The 22,661-nt window shown below is 68.0% G+C and carries 12 protein-coding genes; 4 read left to right on the forward strand and 8 right to left on the reverse strand.

The genetic code is table 11. The features are described from left to right. Positions 1-793: 793 nt before the first annotated feature. The gene (locus IEZ01_RS31035; protein ID WP_229833302.1) at positions 794-961 is read right to left on the reverse strand and encodes a hypothetical protein; all 168 of its coding nucleotides are present in this window, start codon (positions 959-961) and stop codon (positions 794-796) included. A 491-nt stretch (positions 962-1,452) separates the two neighbouring features. Here IEZ01_RS31035 and IEZ01_RS31040 point away from each other — a divergent pair, with 491 nt between their 5' ends. Then, the gene (locus IEZ01_RS31040; RefSeq protein ID WP_229833303.1) at positions 1,453-2,511 is read left to right on the forward strand and encodes an IS630 family transposase; all 1,059 of its coding nucleotides are present in this window, start codon (positions 1,453-1,455) and stop codon (positions 2,509-2,511) included. A gap of 51 nt (positions 2,512-2,562) precedes the next feature. Here IEZ01_RS31040 and IEZ01_RS31045 read toward each other — a convergent pair whose 3' ends face one another. Together IEZ01_RS31045 and IEZ01_RS35770 are read right to left on the reverse strand one after the other, a co-directional pair. Further along, entirely contained in the window at positions 2,563-3,507 is a 945-nt protein-coding gene (locus IEZ01_RS31045) for a hypothetical protein (protein ID WP_158685702.1), read from the reverse strand. Between the two features lie 455 nt (positions 3,508-3,962). After that, positions 3,963-10,316 (reverse strand): RHS repeat domain-containing protein, encoded by a 6,354-nt coding sequence (locus IEZ01_RS35770; protein ID WP_189205031.1) that lies wholly within the window; start codon positions 10,314-10,316, stop codon positions 3,963-3,965. 507 nt (positions 10,317-10,823) lie between these two features. Between IEZ01_RS35770 and IEZ01_RS31055 the strand changes: the two genes are divergently transcribed. After that, positions 10,824-14,090 carry an FG-GAP repeat domain-containing protein gene (locus IEZ01_RS31055; RefSeq protein WP_158685701.1) on the forward strand — a complete coding sequence of 1,089 codons (3,267 nt, stop codon included), beginning with the start codon at positions 10,824-10,826 and terminating at the stop codon, positions 14,088-14,090. A 97-nt stretch (positions 14,091-14,187) separates the two neighbouring features. On the opposite strand, the gene IEZ01_RS31060 is transcribed toward IEZ01_RS31055, so the two are convergent. Then, positions 14,188-15,894 carry a glycerol-3-phosphate dehydrogenase/oxidase gene (locus tag IEZ01_RS31060; protein WP_028797858.1) on the reverse strand — a complete coding sequence of 569 codons (1,707 nt, stop codon included), beginning with the start codon at positions 15,892-15,894 and terminating at the stop codon, positions 14,188-14,190. 266 nt (positions 15,895-16,160) lie between these two features. Between IEZ01_RS31060 and IEZ01_RS31065 the strand changes: the two genes are divergently transcribed. Beyond that, a complete protein-coding gene (locus IEZ01_RS31065; RefSeq protein WP_189205040.1) occupies positions 16,161-17,402 on the forward strand; it encodes a nucleotide sugar dehydrogenase in 1,242 nt (413 codons plus the stop codon). A 64-nt stretch (positions 17,403-17,466) separates the two neighbouring features. Here IEZ01_RS31065 and IEZ01_RS31070 read toward each other — a convergent pair whose 3' ends face one another. From IEZ01_RS31070 to IEZ01_RS31085, 4 genes are all read right to left on the reverse strand, one after another. Then, on the reverse strand, positions 17,467-18,591 hold the full coding sequence (locus tag IEZ01_RS31070; RefSeq protein ID WP_019888831.1) for a GuaB3 family IMP dehydrogenase-related protein: 1,125 nt from the start codon (positions 18,589-18,591) through the stop codon (positions 17,467-17,469). 114 nt (positions 18,592-18,705) lie between these two features. Beyond that, a complete protein-coding gene (guaB, locus tag IEZ01_RS31075; RefSeq protein WP_028797857.1) occupies positions 18,706-20,208 on the reverse strand; it encodes an IMP dehydrogenase in 1,503 nt (500 codons plus the stop codon). A gap of 134 nt (positions 20,209-20,342) precedes the next feature. Beyond that, complete coding sequence (locus IEZ01_RS31080; RefSeq protein WP_019888829.1) at positions 20,343-20,942, reverse strand: sigma-70 family RNA polymerase sigma factor; 600 nt, start codon at positions 20,940-20,942, stop codon at positions 20,343-20,345. Between the two features lie 321 nt (positions 20,943-21,263). Further along, positions 21,264-21,875, reverse strand: coding sequence for a response regulator transcription factor (locus IEZ01_RS31085; protein ID WP_003948568.1), 612 nt, complete (start codon positions 21,873-21,875; stop codon positions 21,264-21,266). A 452-nt stretch (positions 21,876-22,327) separates the two neighbouring features. Between IEZ01_RS31085 and IEZ01_RS31090 the strand changes: the two genes are divergently transcribed. Continuing rightward, positions 22,328-22,657 (forward strand): WhiB family transcriptional regulator, encoded by a 330-nt coding sequence (locus tag IEZ01_RS31090; RefSeq protein ID WP_019888827.1) that lies wholly within the window; start codon positions 22,328-22,330, stop codon positions 22,655-22,657. Positions 22,658-22,661: the final 4 nt, after the last annotated feature.

Raw genomic sequence — 22,661 nt, forward strand, 5'->3', positions numbered from 1 at the left:
GTCGAGTACAACCGCACCCGCCTGCGCAAGCATCCCGTCTACGGGTACGTCACCCCCGTTGAAACCAGGGCGCTGACGGCGCAAGACCTCACCCCCGCAGCGTAACCACCCGCTGTCCAGGCTCAAGGGGGAACTTCAGCTCTGGGACATCTGGTCGTGGCGGCACGAAGTCATGCTCGACACGGGCGTCACACCTCGGCCCGGACTTGCCGAAGCCATCGCCGGACTCCAAGCCGCAGGAACAGCTCGGGTCTACATGGCGACCGTCACCGGATCGCAGAGACGTTTCACGCTCTTCCTGTCGGAAGACCTCACCCAGTGCGTCGCCTGCTGGTGACTACCTCATTATGTTAGGACCTCTAACTCCTGCTTAATTAATTCCTTCCTTACCGACGCCGAACCGGGCACCATGCGGTTCCGGCTCTACTCACCTGCCCGCCCGCCTGGCCCGGCATGCCCGGCGCCGATGGCTCCGAGTCGAGGCCACCTGGCCCTGGGCAAGCGCGTTCACCACCGCCTGGAGCAGGATCTCCAGCCTCCCAACCATCACCTGACTGCCGGCCCCCGCCCCGACGAAGACCAGAACGGGGGGCATCACCACCCCGCGCCCTTGGAACCCGGCGCAGCCGCAGCGACACGTGACGCACCCAGACCTCTCCACGAGGACAAACCAGGGTGAACCGATCACCTCACCAAGACCCCATCACCACTGACGAATCGGGTCAGGTATCGGCGGCGCCGGAAGGAATATCCGTCAGCAACCACCCAGCCCGAAAGCACCATCTGAGTTGCCTCAGACAGGCCGCATCACCTGGGCCAGACCCTTGGGAGTGTCCTTCACCTCCGGCGGCGGGCCTGGGTTGCTCTGATAGACCACACCAGCGACAGTGATCCTGCCCGTCGCCTCGGACACCGGCAGATGCTCAGTCCGGCCGTCGGCCGGGCCACCGACGAAGGTCACCAGAACAGTGATAGAGCTCGGGTCCATCGAAGCCGTCGCCTCCAGATGCTCGTGTCCGCCGTGAGGTCGGGCAGAAATCCCCGATCCACCACAGCCTACGAGCAAAAACAGCAGGCAAAAACAGCCTGCAACTCTGACTACGTGCACTCCCACATTCTGCCAGGCACAGGGCCACACGCCTACGGGAGACCGGAAGCCCTTCCTGGAGGCGCCGGGGCCCCCTGTAGTAGGGCCGTGAGACGAACGTTCTGGGCAGCCACTTCGTGGGGGCTGTACGGCCCCACCGCTCCCCGGGCGTGGTTGGGGGACTTGACCAGCCGCGCTCAGCGCGGCCGTTCTCAGTGTCCGTGAACACCGCGATCCGGTCGGCGAGCGCCAACCGGACCTGCCGGCGGCTTGTCGCATGCCGCTCCCAGCAGGCCCTCCGGGAGTGGCCCAACTTCGAGATCTATTGATCCGAAACGGTTTGGGTTCTGGGTCGTTGGCGGGGTGTGAGCGATCTGGTGGGGGACGCGCGGCATCTGTCGCCGTCGGCGCAGGAGGCCCTGCGGCTGCGGGCGGTGGCCGCGTTGGTGGCGGGCCGGAACCGTGAAGACGTGGCGGCAGTCTTCGGCGTGTCACTGAAGGCCGTCGACATCTGGTGGGCGAAGTGGCAGGCCGGCGGGCGAGAGGCGCTGGTCATGCAGCCGCGGGGCAAGCCGGTCGGGGTGCACCAGATGCTCGGGGAGGCCGAGCAGGCCGCCGTACGGCAGGCGGTCCTCGACCACCGCCCCTGTGACGTGGGCTTGAGCGGGCAGCTGTGGACGCAGCGGCTGATCGGTGACCTGATCGCGAAGCTGTACCGGGTGCGGATGACCGAACCGGGGGTGGGCAAGTACCTGAAGCGGTGGGGGCTGTCCTTCCAGCGCCCGGACAAACGGGCCGTCGAACAGGACCCCGAGGCCGTGCGCCGCTGGCACCAGGAGACCTGGCCGAAGATCCGCGCGAAGGCGAAGGCCGAAGGCGGTGAGATCCTCTTCGCCGACCAGGTCGGCATCCCATCCGGCCAGGTCACCGGCCGCACCTGGGGAGAGAAGGGGAAGACGCCCGTCGTGCGGCGGAGCGGGAACCGCTTCTCCGTGAACGCGATGTCGGCGATCAGCACCAAGGGCCGGATGCACTTCATGGTCTTCACCGAGAGCTTCACCGCGGAGGTGATGTGCCGCTTCCTGGACCGGCTCGCCGGTCACTTCGACCACAAGGTCCACCTCGTCGTCGACGGACACTCCGCCCCCCGGTCCAGGAAGGTGCGCGACTGGCTCGCCGCACACCCCGACGACGTCGAACTGCACTTCCTGCCGCCGTACTCGCCCGAGCTGAACCCCGACGAGCTGGTAAACGCCGACCTCAAGCACAGCCTGCCCCTGCAGCACCAAGCCCGCGATCAAGCCGAACTCGCCGCCGAAACCCGCCGCCTCTTCCGCCGACACCAGCGCCAGCGCCAGCCGCACATCGTCCGGGCTACTTCGGCGGCCCACACGTCCGCTACGTCCTGGACGAGAACCCCATGAGTTTCTGATCAATAGCCGAGTGTGGCGGGGCGGCCCCAACGGCAAGATGAGTCACTCGCCGAAAATCACCATGTGCGTCGGCGGCTGCCCAGGAGCAGGGGCAGGAGGCCGGAATTCGCCGGTAATGAGCACATCTCGCACAGCACGGAGAACACTCTTCACCGCCTCTCCTTGGTACTCGTTGAATGTAGGTGTAGCTTGAAGCATGATTGATCCGTTCGGCAGTGGAGAGATCACCCAGAATGCGCCCGAATCTCGCAAAACATTCACACCGCCCAAGGCGCGCACCACCTCTCCAGGAATCGTCATCAGCCATGAGTAGCCCCTAAGACACTCGCGCCACCGGGGAGTATTTAGCGTCGGAACGCGGGCAGGCCCCCGCAAGTAGCGTTCGAGCTCGGTGGCTCCACCCGCGTGATCGTAAGACAAGTGGCCGAACACTACGTCATATTTACTGCACACCCAGTTAGATGCCGCAAGTAGGCGCGCATGCTCAACCCTAGCGGTTTCCGGGCCAGTCAGCATCGCATCGTCGACGTGATACCTCAATTTCACATAACTCGGCAGCTCCTCGTCGAAGGACACCGAGAAACGCAGGTCCGAGTTCCCGACCTCACCACGCTCCGAAAACTCTCCTATTTCCGCAATGACCGATTCCGGACGCCCATCGATGCAACGCTCAAGCCAAGGCAGAAATTTCTGAGAATAGGGTTTACTAAGCACCTCAAATGTTCCCGCAGGGGAGACAGTCAAGCGCCCCCATAGCGCCCCGCCGCCACCGGGCGAAGCCCCCTTCCCCCTGGGCCGGAATCCAGCTGCAGAGAGGAGATCCGAAGGGGGATCACCCTCACCCTCTATTGCGACCGAAGCTCGGAATCCTTCAGTGAGCCACGCGAACGCAGCCGCCTCCAAATACCCCCCCTCTTCACCGTACACTGTGAATTCGGCGACAAGGCCGTGACTAAGGCCGGAATTAATTGAAGAGAAGACGTCCATCTAGAACTCCAGAGTTTCACTGAGCGCGGGCGGGAAATCGAACAAACTCATGAACACCCTGCCCCGCACCTATCACCGGGAACACGCCCATCTCGAATGATAGTAAAAGCTCTCTTCGAGGCCGTGAAGCGCATGGCGCAAAATCTTCTGATTGGAACTGGCAGGCACGGGCGGCTACCACTCCATGCTTCCGCGCAAGTTCAGCCCAGGGCTGCGCATGAGGCCGACGTCGGCTACCGCGCCATGATCAGCATGCTGGCCCGCCACCGTGAGTGGCTGCCGCGAGCCATACCGCAGGGCAGGCTAGCCTGGAACATTCAACTCAACTCCGATAGATCCAGATTCCCAGTCCGCTAGGGCAATCCGGAAGCTTAGGGGCGGCCCTTTGAAGTGCTCGACCGCGATAAATCCGTTTTCAGGCGGTCGTTTTCATCGCGCATTTCTGTAATTCAGGGTTAACCTGACAGACCAGTAGGATCGGTCAGCATCCTGCCGAGTACATAGATTACTCCCGCCGTAATGGCACCCAGTGCAACATCGCGCTGCTGTTGCGGCGTCGGCTGCCAAGCCTGAACTGTAAGCGGTGCAGGCACAGTTACCGGCTCCATCCCCTCCGGAGATCTCCCTCTCGGCAATTGCCTACGCGTCCACCAGCCGACCACCCCTTTATACTTGCTGCCTGTTCGCACAGAAGCCGGGCGTGTTCGAGTTGATTGCGCGACCAGCTGATTTCGAGCGTTCAGCGGGTCCACTGTCGCCACTTGCGGAAGTTCCCAGCCTCGGTGCACGGACCGACCAAATGGTTTCTTCTGCTCTATCTTATTCAAGGCATTAATATAGCGATCCAGTGTCGCTGGTCCATCGGTCTCGGCTTGAATGGCGGACTTCATCTCCCAGACATATATGTCATCCTCAAAGACCATGACGATGTCGGCCCAGCCTCCCTTGCCGTTCTCACGCTGCGCACCTGGTATCCAGTATTCGGTGTGCACCTGCACTTCGGGGTTGTGCGCCCACTGGGCACGTAGGAAAGCGGCCACAGCCGTGACTGCAGCGTCGTGCCTGGTCTTGTCCGCTGCAATTTCGGCACCCGACCGGCCCTGCTGCTTTGAAGGAGACTCGTTTACTCCGCCCCTGGGCTTGCCGCTTCCCTCGCCAGTCTTCTTACCCGGACGCTCTGTGCGGCCGGTGCCGTCGTCGAGGCCGAGGCCGGTGGGGTCGCTGAAGGTGACGGGGTTTTGGGCTGCGTAGCTGTAGCCGTTGAGGGTTTGGGGCTTGTCGATTTCGAGGAGGGGGTCGGCGCTGATGAACTGGCCCAGGGTGGGGTCGTATTCGCGGGCGCCGATGTGGGTGAAACTGGTGGTGGGGTCGATGTCGCCGCCGACGAAGCCCTTGTGGCCGGGCCAGAAGGCCGGGGCCGCGCCGCGGGGGGCGCCGTACGGCAGCGTCTTGCGGCGGTTGAAGGTGAGGGTGGTGGCGCTGACGGAAAGGACGTTGGTGTTGTGGTGGTCGGCTACCAGCAGGCGGACCTTGCCGTCGTTGCTGGTGCGGATCGCCGAGCCGCCGGGGACCGTGTAGTAGCGGGTGCCTTCCAGGACATTGGTTGCCTTGGTCAGGGCGAGTTCCTGGCCACCGGGCAGGTAAAGGGTGGTCTTGTCCGGGTCCCGCTTGAGGATGCGGGTGCCCTCGGCGTCGTACAGGAAGCTCGTGGTGGCGCCGGAGACGGTGGAGCTGGCGAGCTTGCCTTCGTCGTTCCAGGTCAGGGTCTGGGCCGGGCCGGAGGCGGTGTCCTTGAGGGTGAGGTTGCCGGTGACGTCGTAGGCGTAGGTGTCTTTGCCGGTGGCGCCGCCGGTTGCGGTGACGCTGCGGACGCCGTGCGCCTGCGCCGCTCCCTCCGTGGTGGGGTAGGTGTAGGTGCGGGTGGTGTCGGCGGTGACGGGGCCGGCCTTGTGCTGGGTTTCCGTCTTGCGCTGGCCGGTGTCGGTGAAGGTCCAGCTGGTCCAGTACGGGTCGACGCCGCCGAGGTTCGGGGTGCCGGTGCCGTCCACGGGCTTGGTGGCGCAGGCGTCACCGGTGGTCCAGGCCTCGGTCATGCGGCGGGCCCAGTCGTAGCTGAAGCACTGGTCGTCGACGGTGGTGGCGTCGTTCTGGGCGTCCCGGATCCGGGTGATGTTGCCCGCCGGGTCGTAGGTGTAGGCCAGACGTGACAGGAGGGAAGGACCGGCTGCCTCACGGTCGACGTCGACACCCATAAGGCGGCGGGTGGAGGACTCGTAGGTGAGGGTCTGGATGACCCGCTTGCCGAGGTTGCCGAGATGGGCCTGCTCGAGTTCGCCGAAGGGACTGTAGGCGGCGCCGCGCAGGTAGACCTGGGCGATGGTCCCCGCAGTGTTGGTGCCGCTGACGATGGACAGCTGGTCCTGGGCGCCGTACTGGCTGGTGACCGTCTCCTGGGGCAGAGCGGTGGTGGCGTGGGTGTTGCCCGTGGTGTAGGTGGCGGTGCTGGGCAGGCCGTTGACCGCGGTGGCGGTGGTGGCGACCGTGTAGGTGCCGGCGAGTTCTTCTTCGCCGGTGACGGAGGGGACGGTGACCGTGGTGCCGGTGGGCCGTCCGGCGGTGTCGTAGCCGGTCACGGCGGTGGTGTACGCGGCTGCCGGTGTGACGGAGTTGTCGTACCGGATGGAGCTGGCGGGCATGCCCTTGCCGCCGGTGGCGGTGTCGTAGGTCCATTCGGCCAGCTTGGTGCCGGTGACGGAGTCCTTGCGCAGGCTGGTCTTGCGGCCCAGCTCGTCGTAGGTGGTGGCCAGGGTGACGTCGCGGTCGTCCTTGACGGTCTGGATCCGTCCGTCCGTGCCGTACGCCGTTGCGACCGTGCCCTTGTCCGGGTCTGTCGTGCTGGTCTGGCGGCCGCGGAGGTCGTAGGTGTAGGTCCAGGAGTTGTGCTTGGAGGCGTCGGTGAGTTTGGCGAGGCGGCCGGCACTGTCGTAGGTGCGGGTGGTGGCCTCGTACTGGGTGGCCGCGGCGCCGATGAGGGGGTTGCGGTCCTTGTACTGGCGCGTTTCGGCGATGCGGCCGCGGACGTCGCTGACGGTGAGGGTGGCGGTGCCGCCCGCCGGGGGCACACTGGCCGTCCAGGTGGGGCCGTAGGTGTGGGTGGTGCGCCACTTCTCGACGTTCAGGGAGAGCGTGATGGCGGCGGCGGTGCGGCCGCGGTTGTCGTATTCGGTGAGTGTGGCGCTCGGGATCTGGTTGTCGGTGACCGAGAGGATGGTCTGGGAGACGGGGTTGCTGTTGAAGTACGGAGCGTTGGTGCGGAAGGCGCGGCCGTGGGTGTCGTAGAAGGAGTCGGTGATGACGCGGCCGGCGGTGCTGATGGCGTCGGTCTGGGTCTGGCGGGCTCGCAGAAGTGAGTCGTAGAGGGTGACGGAGGTGCGCCAGGTGCCGTTCTCGTGCAGCGCCTTCGTCGTCACGGTCGACGGCGCGGTCGCGGAGAGGTTGTAGGTGTGGGTGACGTTGGGTTCGTCGGTGGTGGCGCGGCCAGCGCGCCAGCCCTGGGTGAGGCGGCCGAGCGCGTCATAGGCGCTGGTGGTGGTACAGCCGTTGGCGTCGGTCGCGGTCAGGGTGAGCCCGCGCATGCCGTCGAAGGTGCTGCTGCTGGCGTACCCCTTGGGGTTGGTGACGGTGACCTTGGTGGGCTGTGCGCCAGTGGTGGGGGTGTAGGCGGTGGTGCTGGTCTGGCCGTCCTGGCCCTTGACGGTGAGTGCGCGGCCGTACTGGTCGTGAGTGGTCTCGGCCAGCGTTTCCCACACCGGTGCGCCGTCGAGGCCGAACCGGGCTGCCTGCTGCGTCTTGGTGACGTGGGCCTTGCCTACTGCGGGGGCGGCGCCGGCGGCCTTGTTGTCGTAGAAGGTGCGGGCCTTGCCGGTGATCGCGGTGTTCGCGGGGGCGGTCTCGCAGGCCGTGTGGCTGCTGGTGGTGACCTCGTCCGGGTAGGCGATGAGCCAGTTGGTGGTGTCGGGAGTGACGTAGCTGGTGCGGGTGCACTGCGCCTCCACCTCGCCGGCGCCGTCGTCGCCTGCGCTGGTGAGCAGGCCGTAGGTGGTGTCGTAGCCGCGGCGGGTGGTGAGGGTGCGCCAGGTGCCGTCGTCGAGGAGGGTCTGGTCGGTTTCCTTGACCGTGCCGGAGTATTGGGCGGTCTTGGCCGGGAGGGTCGGCGCCGGGGTGGTGGGCTTGTCCGGGTCGGTGATGCCCTTGACCGTCTGGGTGGCGGTGGCGGCCGACTCCCAGGGGGTGTAGAGGGTCTTCTCGACGACCTTGCCGCCGGTGCCGTCCTTGTCGTAGGTCCAGTCGCCTGCCTTGCGGCCGGCGAAGTCCTCGCGGTCGGTGATGCCGTTGATTTTGGCGACGGTGCGGGCGGTGCCGTCGGCGAGGGTGTCGCCTGCCATGCCGAGGAAGTAGGTGCTGGAGGTCTTGACCCGGTTGACGGTGCCGACGTAGGTACGGACGGTGCCGTAGCCGCGGAAGTCGCTCCAGGAGCGGTGCTTGTCGAGGGTGAACTCACTGGTGTCGCGGCGCCAGTGGGGTCCGTTGACGTACTCGTAGGTCGTCGTCTTGGACTCCGAGCCGGTGCCGGCGGTGGTGTCGTCCTCGACGATGCGGTTGACGAGGTATTTGTGGAACCAGTCCTTGACCGGGTCGACGGCGCCGTCCGGTGTCCACCAGGACGGGTAGCAGCGCTTGGTGTTGGTGTCGGCGGCCGGCAGCGCGGTCGGGGTGCACTCGGCGGGGGTGTAGGTGACCAGGGTCTGGCCACCGGTTTCGTTGGTGACCTGCGTGATGCGCTTCTTGTACAGCGGCGGGCGGCCCTCGGCGGCGTCGACCCGGTTCGCCATCATCTCGCCGCCGAAGACGGTCTTGGGCAGGGTGATGTCAGCGACCGTGCCGGCCTTGCCGGTGCGCTGGATGGAGTCCAGCCACAGGGAGGGGGTGGAGGTGTCTCCGGTGGCGGGGAAGGACTGGGTGAGGGTCCAGGTGTCGACCGGCTGCAGTGCGGTGCCGACGAGCGAGTAGGTGTTGATGCTGGTCAGCCGCTTGCGGTCCCAGAACGAGGGAGACGCCTGAAGGCACTCGGTCGCGACCTTGCAGATGAGGTCGACCGGTGTGTCGGGCCAGCTGGCGGCGTGGGCCGCGTCGAAGGTGCAGTCCGACAGGCAGCGGTCGGACACGCCGAAGGTGACCCGGCCGGCCGGGAGGGCGGTGGAGTACACCGCGCCCGCGCGCAGGCCGTAGTCGATCTTGGCGAGGTAGCCGCCGCGGGTGTAGGCCACCGGGGCGTCGAACTTCTTGTTCTTCGCGTAGTAGCCGGCGCCCTTGGCGTAGTAGAGGGCCATGGCGTTGCCGTGCGGGTCGACGACGTAGTCGAGGTTCCAGCGCCAGCCCTGCTGCTCGGCGGAGGCGGCGAAGGTGGACTCGTGGCCCTGCTCGCCGGAGTGGTTGCCGAAGACGGGGACGGTGTAGACGGAGTCCGTCTCGTCCTTGCCGGTGCTCCAGCCCGGCAGACGGTTCTTGCCGAACCAGTACTGGGTGCCGTCGAGGGTGGTCACCCGCCAGTACTCGGAGTCCTCGTCACCGGAGTTGTTCGGGCTCGTGTCGTAGATGCGCTCGACGCGCGAGCCGTCGTCATTCGCGAGCTTCCACGTGCCCTTACCCGCGTCCCAGACCAGCTCGTTGGAGGAGCCGTTGAGGGAGAGGACGGCGTTCTCGGACTTCCAGCACAGGTCGCCGGTCTTCTCGGTGTTGTTGCCGCCCTGCTTGTCGTTCTCGCACGAGGCATAGCGGCGCTCGATGAAGCCGGGCGAGTACTCCCAGCCTTCGCCGATCCAGGAGGGCTGGTTGTTCGTGGAGGCCGTGCGTCCGTCCACGGCTGAGGAGTTGTAGGAGAGCTGGACCTTGGGGGTCAGACCACCGGGCGCTGCAGGGATGTCGATGGGCACGCTCCAGCCGAAGCCGCCGGAGTTGCCGCCCGCCGACCAGGAGCCGGAGGGGGAGAGTGAGGTCGCCTTGAACGAGCCTTCCGCTCCGTCGGTGCCTGCGGTCGCCGCGAGGACGGTCGCGCCGGTGGGCGCGGCAGTGGGCGCGGCGGCCATGGCTGCGGCGCCAGCGGTCGTGGCCGTGCCCGTGGCCGTCGGTTGTGCCAGGGGGACGGTGGCAGTGAGCGTGTGCTTGCTGGTGTTGTTCTTCGTCGGCAGCAGGGTGCGCGTGCGGCACTCGGCCTTGGCGGGGGTGGTCAGGGCGCAGGCGGGCAGGGTGACCAGCTTCAGGCGGGAGGACCAGCCGGCACCGTAGGCGCCGCGGATTCGGCTGTAGTCGATCTCGAGTTCGGCGCGGCCGGTTGTGGCCTGGGCCTTGGTGCGCTGCACCGACAGAAGGAGGCCTTCGACGCCCGCCTTCTGCGCGGTCTTGCGGTCCTTGAGGGTGACGCGCAGGTGGTCGGCTGCGGGTTTGGCCGCGGGTGCTGCCGCCTTCGGTGCCGCCGTCGGGGCTGTGCCGATGCGGACCGGCAGCCCGCCGATCGTGTGGAGCGCCTTTGCGGCTGTGGTGCCGGTGAGGGTGACGTCGGCCTGGCCTGCCGTCGGCCAGGTGGTGGGGGGCGGCGTCCACCGCTGGGGCGTGGGCTGCGGGGCGGATTGGGTGGACCGCGGCAGGTCTGTGCCGTTGACCGAAGGGGTCTTTGGTACGTCGCGGACTGTGAATCCGGGGTTGGGTGCTGCCCAGGCGGGCGCTGTCAGGAGGGAAATGCCGAGTGCCATGGATATGGCTCCGGTGAGACCGGTGCGCAGGTGTGCCCCTGCCTGTCTACCGGGTCGCTTGGAAAACGGCATGGCGAAGCCACGGCGCAACGACATTGAAAACCCCACCCCGATGAAGCCAACTAAGCAGAAGAACTCCCGCATCCAACATCGTCAGGGGTACTTGTGGCAACCAATCGCTTGATGGTGACTCATTTTCCAGGGCTCACGACGGCCTTGAAGCGTACATGCGGGATCTATGGGTCGTGACGCTCCTACCAGCAGGTTTGCTTCTTAATCAGACCAAACCTGATCAGCATCGTGGTCGCTGCCAGAACCGGAATTCACCACTCCGGATCTCGTTTCCCGGTCGCTGAGCGCTCCTTGGGCGCATGGATTCGGCGGCGTGCGGCTGCGAGGGGTTCGGCACCCCGGGGGCAGTCTGGATAGAGTCGCGGGCCGTTGGGCGTGATGTTTCCACTCTGCGGCTTCCCATCCAGCGCAGTCACGCCCTGGAAAGGAATCTCCATGAAACGTCCCAACCTCAGGCACCGAAGATCACGTTCTCTTCTTTTCCTGCTCGCACTGGCCCTTCCGCTGACTGCCGCGAACTCCCTCGCCTTTCCCGAGAAGTCCGTCGCTGCGGAGGACAACTCTCCTCTTGCAAAAGAGGGTTACGAGGCGACCGCGTACGCCGAGGCGGCCAGGAGCGGTCAGCGGGTGGAGATACTCGACCGGCGCGAGGAGACGGTGGAGGTCTTCGCGAACCCGGACGGCACCACCACCCGCCGGGCTCATGCCACGCCCGTCTGGTCGAAGCTTGAAGGCACCTGGCGCAAGACCGACCCGACGCTCACCAAGCGGCCGGACGGCACCGTCGCTCCCCTCTCCCCGACTTTCGCGATCACGTTCTCCGGTGGCGGGAACAGTCCGCTCGCCACCATGGACAGGCAGGGCAAGAAGCTGTCGCTGACGTGGCCCTCGGCGCTGCCGGAGCCGGTCCTGGAGCAGAACACCGCGCTGTACCGGTCGGTGCTGCCGGGGGTCGACCTGAAGGTGATCGCCGAGGTCGACGGGTTCGCCGAACATCTGGTCATCCACAGCGCCGAGGCCGCCGCCAACCCGGCCCTGAAGAGCATCACCTTCGGCGTCAAGGCGGAAGGGGTGACCCTGGACGAGGACGCGGGCGACAACCTGATCGCCCGGGACCCGGCCGGCAATGTTGTCTTCAGCGCGCCGCGCCCCAAGATGTGGGAACAGCCCGCTGCGGCGGAAGCCGAGCCGGCTCCCACCGCCAAGACGGCCGCCTTCACCAGCTTCAGCAGTGTTGCGGCCGAAGAGCAGGACCCGCAGCCGCAGACCGCGCCGGTGGGCGCCGATGTCACCGGCAGCACCCTCACCCTGACACCGGACCCGGCGCTGCTGGCCTCGGCCGACCAGTTTCCTCTGATCGTGGACCCGGCCTTCACCGGCGGCTACCGGGAGCGGTGGGCGGTGGTGTACTCGGCCACCCCCTCGGACTCGTACGTCAACGGATCGGGATGGAACTCCGACCGTCCCGCCGACGAGCCCCGCATCGGCTTCAACGGCACCGGCAGAACCCGGTCGTTCTTCGCCATGAACACCACCGGCCTGGAGGGCGCCACCATCCTCGACGCCACCTTCGCCGTCGAGCAGACCCACTCCTGGGGGTGCAGCGCGTCCGCGGCAGGACCGACCGAGCTGTGGGCGACCGACCCCATCAACACCGCCCCGACCTGGAACAGCCAGAACACCAGCTCGTTCTGGAACACCCTGCTGGACGCCGACTCCTTCGCCCACGGCAACCCCACCTACTGCCCCGGCGTCCAGGGCCACGACTTCCGCAGCGCGGCCCTGAAGAACTACGTGCAGCAGACCGCCTCCAGCAAACTCGGTTACCTGACTCTGGGGCTGCGCGCGGACTCCGGCTACGAGGGAAGGGTCGACAGCTTCAAGCGCCTGCGCAACAACCCTGTCCTGGAAGTCACCTACAACTACCTGCCTACCGTGGACACTTCGGCGGCCTTCGAAGGCACCTGGGCCCCGGGCGGTGAGGACAACAAGCAGGTCGCCTGCGGGGGTGTGATCGGCAACAACGGTCTCGCTCTGACAGCCAAGGTCACCGACAAGGACGGTGGCAACGTCGGCGCCTACTTCACCGTCCGCAACGCGAACAATGCTGTCGTGTCCTTCGGACCGAATCCGTCACTGTCCACGGTGGCCTCCGGCAAGACCGCCTCGGTCACCATGCCCCACTCGCAGCTGGCCAACGGGAAGTACTCCTGGACGGTCCAGGCAAAGGACCAGGAAGGAACGGCCAGCGCCGTCACCACCGCCTGCTCCTTCACGGTCGACCGGATCGGCCCCGACAAGGCGGTCACGGTCCGCACCCTGGACGGCAAGGACCCTGCTTCGGACACGGACGTGGTCAAGTTCCCCGCCCGGCACGCGGCGCAGCTGAAGCTCTCGCACACCGCGAGTGACCTCGCCGGATTCTGCTATGCCATGGACCGCGAACTGGCCGTGTCCAGCTCTCGGTGCTACCGCGGAACGTGGGTGGATGCCGCCGCTGACAACTCAGCCACCATCACCGTCACCCCCACCGGCAGCCCCGCGAGCAAGCTCACCGTCATCGCCTACGACGACGCCGGCAACCATTCGCCGGTCGACGGCACCCTCGACAGGGTCAGCCTGAAGACCACGCCGTACGACTTCGTCTACTCCCCCGGCACCGGCCCTGGATCCGGCGGCTACCGGCACGACGTCGCCGGCGACCTCAACGGCGACGGCTACGCCGACCTCATCACCACCAGCCAGCCGGCCAGGCTCTTCCTGTATCCCGGCAACGGCACCGGCAGATTCGCCGGCGCAGGGCAGCAAATCGGCGACGGCGGCTGGAGCGCCGCGCTCATCGCCCACCGCGGCGACTACGCCAACTTCACCGACCCAAGCCTGCCGCCCGACGGGTACGAGGACTACATCGTCCGCCTGCCCGACAACAAGCTCTGGCTCTATCCCAACAACGGGCTCGGCGTGCCGTGGGTCCACACCCGGCAGGAACTCGTCCACCCCTACGACGGTGACTGGAGCCGCCTGAGGCAAGTGATCGCCTCGGGCAACATCGACGGCAAGCCCGGCAACGACCTGGTCACCATCGAATGCATCGACGCCCCATGTTCCAACTCCAAGCTCTGGCTCTACAGCGGACGGCAGATCGCTGACGGCACACCCGACCAGAACACACCGTTCGACCTGGTCAACCGCGCCCAGATCAACAGCAGCGGCTGGACCCACTACACCAACGTCGCTCTCGGCGACGTGACCGGCGACGGCGTCCCCGACCTGGTCGGCCGCAACCCGAACATGGGCCAGCTTCTGCTGTTCGCCGGCAAGCCCACCGACGGCGCCTACCTCCTGCACCCCTACCAGGTCTACGGGACCAGCGGCTGGGACAGCGCCAACCGGCCACGCCTGACCTCGCCGGGCAACATCCACGGCACCGTGAAAACCCTCACCGACGAGGACGACGGCCACACCATCACCTACCGCCAGTTCCAGCCCACCCCCGGCGAGGAAACCGGAGGCATCTGGGCCACCACCCCGGCGGACAACCGCACCATCACCTACGTAGACGACGCAGGCACCACCAAGACAACCACCTGCCCCAACGGCTGCCTCCTCTTCTACCCCGGATGGACCGCCGACAGCCCCAACCGCCTGCCCAAACTCGTCGGCACGAGCGCCTGGGCCACCACCGTCATCAACATCTACTAACCCCTCGCCGACCCGTCCTCCGCGCGTCATCGACCGAGGCGCGGAGGACACCGCGCACAGAAACCACTACCGGAGATCACCAGCGCTTCGAACCGACCTAGATCGGAACGATGTCCGGCGCCCCCAGTCGCGCCGCGTCCGCCGTCAGGTCGTCCGGCTGACGCTGCGACTCCCGTTCCGCCTCGACCCGCTTCTCGTAGTGGGCCACCTCCTTCTCCAGGTGCGCGGAGTCCCAGCCGAGGACCGGCGCCATCAGCTCGGCGCACTCCCGCGCGACCCGGGTGCCCCGGTCGAACGTCTCGATGGAGATCCGGGTACGCCGGGTGAGGACGTCGTCCAGATGGCGCGCGCCCTCGTGGGAGGCGGCATAGACGACCTCGGCGCGCAGATAGTCGTCGGCGCCGCTGAGCGGCTCCCCGAGGCCGGGGTCCTCGGCGATGAGCTCCAGCAGTTCGTCCGTCATCGATCCGTAGCGGTTGAGCAGATGCTCCACCCGGACCACATGGAGGCCGGTCCGGGCGGCGATCCGGGCCCTGGCGTTCCACAGCGCGTGGTAGCCCTCGGCGCCGAGCAGGGGGACGTCCTCGGTGACGCAGGCCGCGACGCGCTGGTCGAGACCGTGCACCGCCTCGTCGACGGCGTCCTTGGCCATCACGCGGTAGGTCGTGTACTTGCCGCCGGCGACGACCACGACCCCGGGGACCGGGTGGGCCACGGTGTGTTCGCGGGACAGCTTGCTGGTGGCGTCCGACTCGCCGGCGAGCAGCGGGCGCAGACCCGCGTACACGCCCTGGACGTCGTCGCGGGTGAGCGGCACCGCGAGGACCGAGTTGACGTGCTCGAGGAGGTAGTCGATGTCGGCGCTGGAGGCCGCCGGATGGGCCTTGTCGAGATCCCAGTCGGTGTCGGTGGTGCCGACGATCCAGTGGCGTCCCCACGGGATGACGAAGAGGACGGACTTCTCCGTGCGCAGGATCAGGCCGGTGGTGGAGTGGATCCGGTCCTTGGGCACGACCAGATGGATGCCTTTGGAGGCCCGTACGTGGAACTGCCCCCGCTCCCCGATCATCGCCTGGGTGTCGTCGGTCCACACCCCGGTGGCGTTGACGATCTGCTTGGCGCGGATCTCGTACTCCCCGCCCGCCTCGACGTCCCGTACCCGTGCGCCGACGACCCGTTCGCCCTCGCGCAGGAAGCCGACCACGCGGGCCCGGCTGGCCGCCTTGGCGCCGTAGGCCGCGGCGGTGCGGACGAGCGTGGTGACGAAGCGGGCGTCGTCCATCTGGGCGTCGTAGTACTGCAGCGCCCCGACCAGCGCGTCCTTCTTCAGGCAGGGCGCCACCCGCAGGGCGTGACGGCGCGTGAGGTGACGGTGCACCGGAAGGCCACGGCCGTGTCCTGAGGAGACCGACATCGCGTCGTAGAGCGCGACGCCCGATCCCGCGTAGAAGCGCTCCCATCCCTTGTGCTGCAAGGGGTAGAGGAAGGGGACCGGCTTCACCAGATGGGGTGCGAGCCGTTCGAGCAGCAGTCCGCGCTCCTTGAGCGCTTCCCGTACGAGCGCGAAGTCCAGCATCTCCAGATAGCGCAGGCCGCCGTGGATCAGCTTGCTCGACCGGCTCGACGTGCCCGACGCCCAGTCGCGCGCCTCCACGAGCCCGGTCGAGAGGCCTCTCGTCACCGCGTCGAGGGCGGTCCCGGCGCCCACCACTCCGGCGCCCACGACCAGCACGTCCAGTTCACCCTCGGCCATGGCCGCGAGCGCCTCGGCGCGCTGCGCGGGTCCCAGTGTCGCTGTCCTCACCGCTGCCTCCCGTCGTCCCCCATGTGGGTCGGGCTCACAGATTCGATTCTGGCTCCGCTCAGCGACTTCAGCCACCGCCTGTGGATATCTCCGGGTCCCTGGGGGTGACGGGGACATCCACAACCGGACAACACTCGGTGCACTCGCGGCACCACAATGCCGCATATCGGTCATATTTACGCCTAGTCTGACATTGCGTTCGCCTCGTTCTGTCCACCGGGCTTGCGCGTCTCGTGCCCTCCGGCTACAGGGAAGGACGGCCCCATATGCCCGCCGACCTCGCCGTCATCGGCCTCGGCCACCTCGGACTACCGCTCGCCCAGGCCGCCGTAGCCGCCGGTATCGACACCATCGGCTTCGACACCGACCCCCGCGCCGTCTCCGAGCTCGCCGCCGGGCGCCCACCCGTCGACGGCTCCCTCACGGCCTCGGAGATCCGCCGGATGCTCTCGGGGGGCTTCCGGCCGACCACCAACCCGGCCGAGCTGGGCCGGGTCCGTACCGCCGTCATCTGCGCCCCCACGCCCCTCGGCGCGGACCGCACACCCGACCTCGGCGCCGTCGCCGACGCGGCCCGCGCCCTCGCCGCCCGGCTGCGCCCGAACACCACGGTGCTGCTCGAATCGCCCGTCCACCCCGGCACCACCGAGGGCCTCCTGCGCACCCTGGTCGAGGAAGGCTCCGGTCTGCGGGCCGGCCGGGACTTCCATCTGGCGTACTCCCCCGGCCGTGTCGACCCCGGGAACCGCGGCCACGCCTACGCCACCACCCCCAAGGTCATCGGCGGCCTCACCCCGGCCTGCACCGAATCCGCCGCCGCCTTCTACGGCCGGCTCACCGACAAGGTGGTACGCGCGCGTGGCCCCCGCGAGGCCGAGACGGTCAAGCTCCTGGAAACCAACTTCCGCCACGTCAACATCGCCCTGGTCAACGAGATGGCCGTGCTCTGCCACGACCTGGGCGTCGACCTCTGGGACGTGATCCGCTGCGCCGAGACCAAGCCCTTCGGCTTCCAGGCCTTCCGCCCCGGCCCCGGCGTCGGCGGCCACGGCGTCCCCGTCGACACCATCGGCGCCCACCGGCCCCTGCGCCTGGTCGAATTGGCGAGCCAGGTCAACGAACGGATGCCGCGCTACGTCATCCAGCGCTGCGCCACCCTCCTCAACGAGCACGGCAAGTCGGCCCGCGGCGCGCGTGTACTGCTCCTCGGCGTCACCTACAAGCCCGACCTCGCCGACTGCGAGGCCTCCCCCGCCCCCGAGATCGCCCGCCGCCTGATGGACCTGGGCGCGGTGGTCAGCTACCACGACCCGTACGTCGCGGACTGGCGCGTACGCGACCTCCCCGTCCCGCGCGCCGACTCCCTCTACGACGCCGCCGCCCACGCCGACCTGACCGTGCTCCTCCAGCACCACCGCACGTACGACCTCCAGGGCCTGGCGGTCAAGGCGCAGCTCCTGCTCGACACCCGCGGCGCCACCCCGGCGGGAGCGGCCCACCGCCTCTGACCCGCCCAGGCACGGAAAAGGGCCCCGCACCGGCCGGTGCGGGGCCCTTTCCGTACGCCGTAGATCAGCGGCTGTGCTGCGAGTCCGCGACGGTCACCTCGACGCGCTGGAACTCCTTGAGCTCGCTGTAGCCCGTCGTCGCCATCGCCCGGCGCAGCGCGCCGAAGAAGTTCATCGACCCGTCCGGGTTGTGCGACGGACCGGCCAGGATCTCCTCGGTGGTCCCGACGATGCCCAGGTCCACCAGCTTGCCGCGCGGCACGTCCTCGTGGACGGCCTCCATGCCCCAGTGGTGCCCCTTGCCGGGCGCGTCCGTGGCACGGGCCAGCGGGGAGCCCATCATCACGGCGTCGGCGCCGCAGGCGATCGCCTTCGGCAGGTCACCCGACCAGCCCACACCGCCGTCGGCGATCACGTGCACGTACCGGCCGCCGGACTCGTCCATGTAGTCACGGCGGGCCGCGGCCACGTCGGCGACGGCGGTCGCCATCGGGACCTGGATGCCCAGCACGTTACGGGTGGTGTGCGCGGCGCCGCCGCCGAAGCCGACCAGGACGCCCGCGGCGCCGGTCCGCATCAGGTGCAGGGCCGCGGTGTACGTGGCGCAGCCGCCGACGATGACCGGGACGTCGAGCTCGTAGATGAACTGCTTCAGGTTCAGCGGCTCGGCGGCGCCGGAGACGTGCTCCGCGGAGACGGTCGTGCCCCGGATGACGAAGATGTCCACACCGGCGTCGACGACGGCCTTGGAGAACTGCGCGGTGCGCTGCGGGGAGAGCGCGGCGGCGGTGACCACACCGGAGTCGCGCACCTCCTTGATGCGCTGCCCGATCAGCTCTTCCTTGATCGGCGCGGCGTAGATCTCCTGCAGACGGCGGGTGGCGGTGGCCTCGTCCAGCTCGGCGATCTCGTCGAGCAGCGGCTGCGGGTCCTCGTAGCGGGTCCACAGGCCCTCGAGGTTCAGCACACCCAGGCCGCCCAGCTCGCCGATGCGGATGGCGGTCTGCGGCGAGACGACCGAGTCCATGGGGGCGGCCAGGAAGGGAAGCTCGAAGCGGTAGGCGTCGATCTGCCAGGCGATCGAGACCTCCTTCGGGTCCCGGGTGCGCCGGCTCGGTACGACGGCGATGTCGTCGAACGCGTACGCCCTGCGGCCGCGCTTGCCGCGCCCGATCTCGATCTCAGTCACGATGTGTGGCCTTTCCCTCTACGTCTGCGCCTACCAGTATCCCCGACACACACAGGAGGGGCGGCCCCGGGAATCCCCGGTTCCGCCCCTCCACGCGCGTGTGGGTCCTTCTTACTACTTCCTGCTGTAGTTCGGCGCCTCGACCGTCATCTGGATGTCGTGCGGGTGGCTCTCCTTGAGACCCGCCGAGGTGATCCGGACGAACCGGCCCCGGTCCTGGAGCTCCGGCACGGTCCGGCCGCCGACGTAGAACATCGACTGGCGCAGGCCGCCGACCAGCTGGTGGACGACCGCGGAGAGCGGGCCGCGGAAGGGCACCTGGCCCTCGATGCCCTCGGGAACCAGCTTCTCGTCGGAGGCGACGCCCTCCTGGAAGTAGCGGTCCTTGGAGAAGGAGCGCTGCTCACCGCGGGACTGCATGGCGCCCAGCGAGCCCATGCCGCGGTACGACTTGAACTGCTTGCCGTTGATGAAGAGCAGCTCGCCCGGGGACTCCTCGCAGCCCGCGAGCAGCGAGCCGAGCATCACCGTGTCGGCACCCGCGACCAGGGCCTTGGCGATGTCGCCCGAGTACTGCAGACCGCCGTCGCCGATGACCGGGACACCGGCCGCCTTGGCTGCGAGCGAGGCCTCGTAGATCGCGGTGACCTGCGGGACGCCGATGCCGGCGACCACGCGGGTGGTGCAGATGGAGCCGGGGCCGACGCCGACCTTGATGCCGTCCACACCGGCGTCGATCAGCGCCTGGGCGCCGTCGCGGGTGGCCACATTGCCGCCGATGACATCCACGGCGGAATTCGACTTGATCTTGGCGACCATCTCGCCGACCAGCCGGGAGTGGCCGTGGGCGGTGTCGACGACGATGAAGTCGACGCCCGCCTCGATCAGAGCCTGGGCCCGCTCGTAGGCGTCACCGGCGACACCGACGGCCGCGCCGACGAGCAGCCGGCCTTCCTTGTCCTTGGCGGCGCTCGGGTACTTCTCGGCCTTGACGAAGTCCTTGACCGTGATGAGGCCCTTGAGCAGCCCGGCCTCGTCGACCAGCGGCAGCTTCTCGATCTTGTGGCGGCGCAGCAGCTCCATGGCGTCCACGCCGGAGATGCCGACCTTGCCCGTGACCAGCGGCATCGGGGTCATGACCTCGCGCACCTGGCGGCTGCGGTCCGACTCGAAGGCCATGTCGCGGTTGGTGACGATGCCGAGCAGCTTGCCTGCCGCGTCGGTGACCGGGACACCGCTGATGCGGAACTTGGCGCAGATCGCGTCGGCCTCGGCGAGCGTGGCGTCCGGGTTCACCGTGATCGGGTCGGTGACCATGCCGGACTCGGAGCGCTTCACCAGGTCGACCTGGTTGGCCTGGTCGGCGATGGAGAGATTGCGGTGCAGCACACCGACGCCGCCCTGGCGGGCCATGGCGATGGCCATCCGGGACTCGGTGACCTTGTCCATGGCGGCCGAGAGCAGCGGGATGTTCACCCGCACGTTCTTGGAGATGTACGAGGAGGTGTCGATCTGGTCGGGAGCCATGTCGGACGCGCCCGGCAGCAGCAGCACGTCGTCGTAGGTCAGCCCGAGTGTCGCGAATTTCTCGGGCACTCCGTCGACGTTTGCAGTCATGACACCTTCCCCAAATGGCCTTGATCGGTGCGGATGTCCATGCTAACGGGCTGCGAGGGTGTCTCATTCCACGATCAAGATCACTCAGCAGATTTGTGTGTTCGTACGTGTACGAGACGACGTACGGGCGCCCGCTACTGCTCCGCGAGGGCGCGGAGCCGGCTCAGCGCGCGGTGCTGGGCGACCCGTACCGCGCCCGGGGACATACCGAGCATCTGGCCGGTCTCCTCGGCGGTGAGCCCGACGGCGACCCTCAGCACGAGGAGCTCCCGCTGGTTCTCCGGGAGGTTGGCCAGGAGCCGCTTGGCCCACTCGGCGTCGTCGCTGAGCAGGGCGCGCTCCTCGGGGCCGAGCGAGTCGTCGGGCCGCTCGGGCATCTCGTCCGAGGGCACGGCGGTCGACCCGGGGTGGCGCATCGCGGCCCGCTGGAGGTCGGCGACCTTGTGCCCGGCGATGGCGAAGACGAACGCCTCGAAGGGGCGGCCGGTGTCCTTGTAGCGCGGCAGCGCCATGAGGACGGCGACGCAGACCTCCTGCGCGAGGTCCTCGACGAAGTGGCGAGCATCACCGGGAAGCCGGTTCAGTCGCGTACGGCAGTAGCGCAGCGCGAGGGGGTGGACCCGGGCCAGGAGATCGTGCGTGGCCTGCTCGTCGCCCTCGACGGCACGGTGCACGAGTGCACCGATCTCCCCCGGCCCTACGGGCGTGGGGGACCCCGTCTCGTCGTCGCGCATCGGTCCATGGTGCCTTGACGCCCGCTCGTTCGTGGCATCGCGTCCACTGTTGTGCACCGAAGCGTTATGAGCAGGTGCGCCGGAACTCATCCCCTGCGCCCTCCCCTTCCGCTCGATCGACTCGTCCCCGAGGAACTCCACACCTCAAGGATGCGGCATCCGGGAGGGAAGTGACACAAGCCGTCGCCGCCTTGGGCCCCGGGGCCCGCCCCGCCCGCCCGACGGCGGACGGGGATCCGGCCGGTCACGCGGCTGGGAGTGCCTTGTGGATCAGGCCGGATCAGCGGCGTCGGGAGCCCGGCAAGAGCCACAAGACACGACCTAGCGGACCAGGCCCCAGCGGAATCCGAGCGCGACCGCGTGCGCCCGGTCCGAGGCGCCCAACTTCTTGAACAACCGCCGCGCGTGCGTCTTGACGGTGTCCTCCGACAGGAAGAGCTCGCGGCCGATCTCCGCGTTGGAGCGGCCGTGGCTCATGCCCTCGAGCACCTGGATCTCCCGGGCCGTGAGCGTGGGGGCCGCGCCCATCTCGGCCGAGCGCAGCCGCCGCGGGGCGAGCCGCCACGTCGGGTCGGCCAGCGCCTGGGTGACGGTCGCGCGCAGCTCGGCGCGGGACGCGTCCTTGTGGAGATAGCCGCGGGCACCGGCGGCCACGGCGAGCGCCACGCCGTCCAGGTCCTCGGCGACCGTGAGCATGATGATCCGCGCGCCGGGGTCGGCGGAAAGCAGTCGGCGGACGGTTTCCACACCACCCAACCCGGGCATGCGCACGTCCATCAGAATCAGATCCGAGCGGTCCGCACCCCAGCGGCGGAGTACTTCCTCGCCGTTGGCCGCGGTGGTCACGCGCTCGACGCCGGGCACGGTCGCGACCGCGCGGCGAAGCGCCTCTCGGGCAAGCGGGGAGTCGTCGCAGACGAGGACGGATGTCATGGCCGCCCTCCGCAGCTGATGCGCGTCACCTTGAGCCTCCAGGGCTGGTACGTATCGTCACCTGTGCGGTTGACGCTCTCGGACACCTGCCCGATCGCTTGTTCTTTCAACCGCCTCCGCACTCTCAACGATGGTCACTCGAAAGAGTTACGGGTCGGACGGCGGCCTTCGGCACTCTATGTGAGGGAGCGTATGCGGAGCAGAGCGTCGCAGGTCATCCATCCTCGATGTCAAGCTATGCCCCATTTAGCCTGACTTCTTTCCATTTCGAGGTGTCTGCGACTAGATTCGCAATGAGTCATATTTACATCTACTTAGACAGTAGTTGTACGGTCGGAACGGATCATCAGCCGTCCGCCGACCACCGACGGACCCGTCGGCCCACCGTTGGCCCCAGCTATCAGCCATCCACCCGACTATCCGTTCAGCACGGTTTCAAGGGGACAAGCGCAATGGCAGATTTCTCCCGCCTTCCCGGACCCAACGCCGACCTGTGGGACTGGCAACTCCTCGCCGCCTGCCGTGGAGTGGACAGCTCTCTGTTCTTCCACCCGGAGGGGGAGCGCGGCGCGGCACGGAGTGCGCGTGAGAACTCGGCGAAAGAGGTCTGCATGCGGTGCCCGGTCCGCGCGGAGTGCGCGGCGCACGCACTCGCCGTACGGGAGCCGTACGGCGTGTGGGGCGGCCTCACCGAGGACGAACGCGAGGAACTCATGGGACGGGCGCGCAACCGCCTGGTCACGGCGAGCGCATCGAGCGCGGCCGGCGCGGGGCGCACCTGAAGGA

This window comes from Streptomyces purpureus, from assembly GCF_014648195.1.
GTDB lineage: Bacteria > Actinomycetota > Actinomycetes > Streptomycetales > Streptomycetaceae > Streptomyces > Streptomyces purpureus.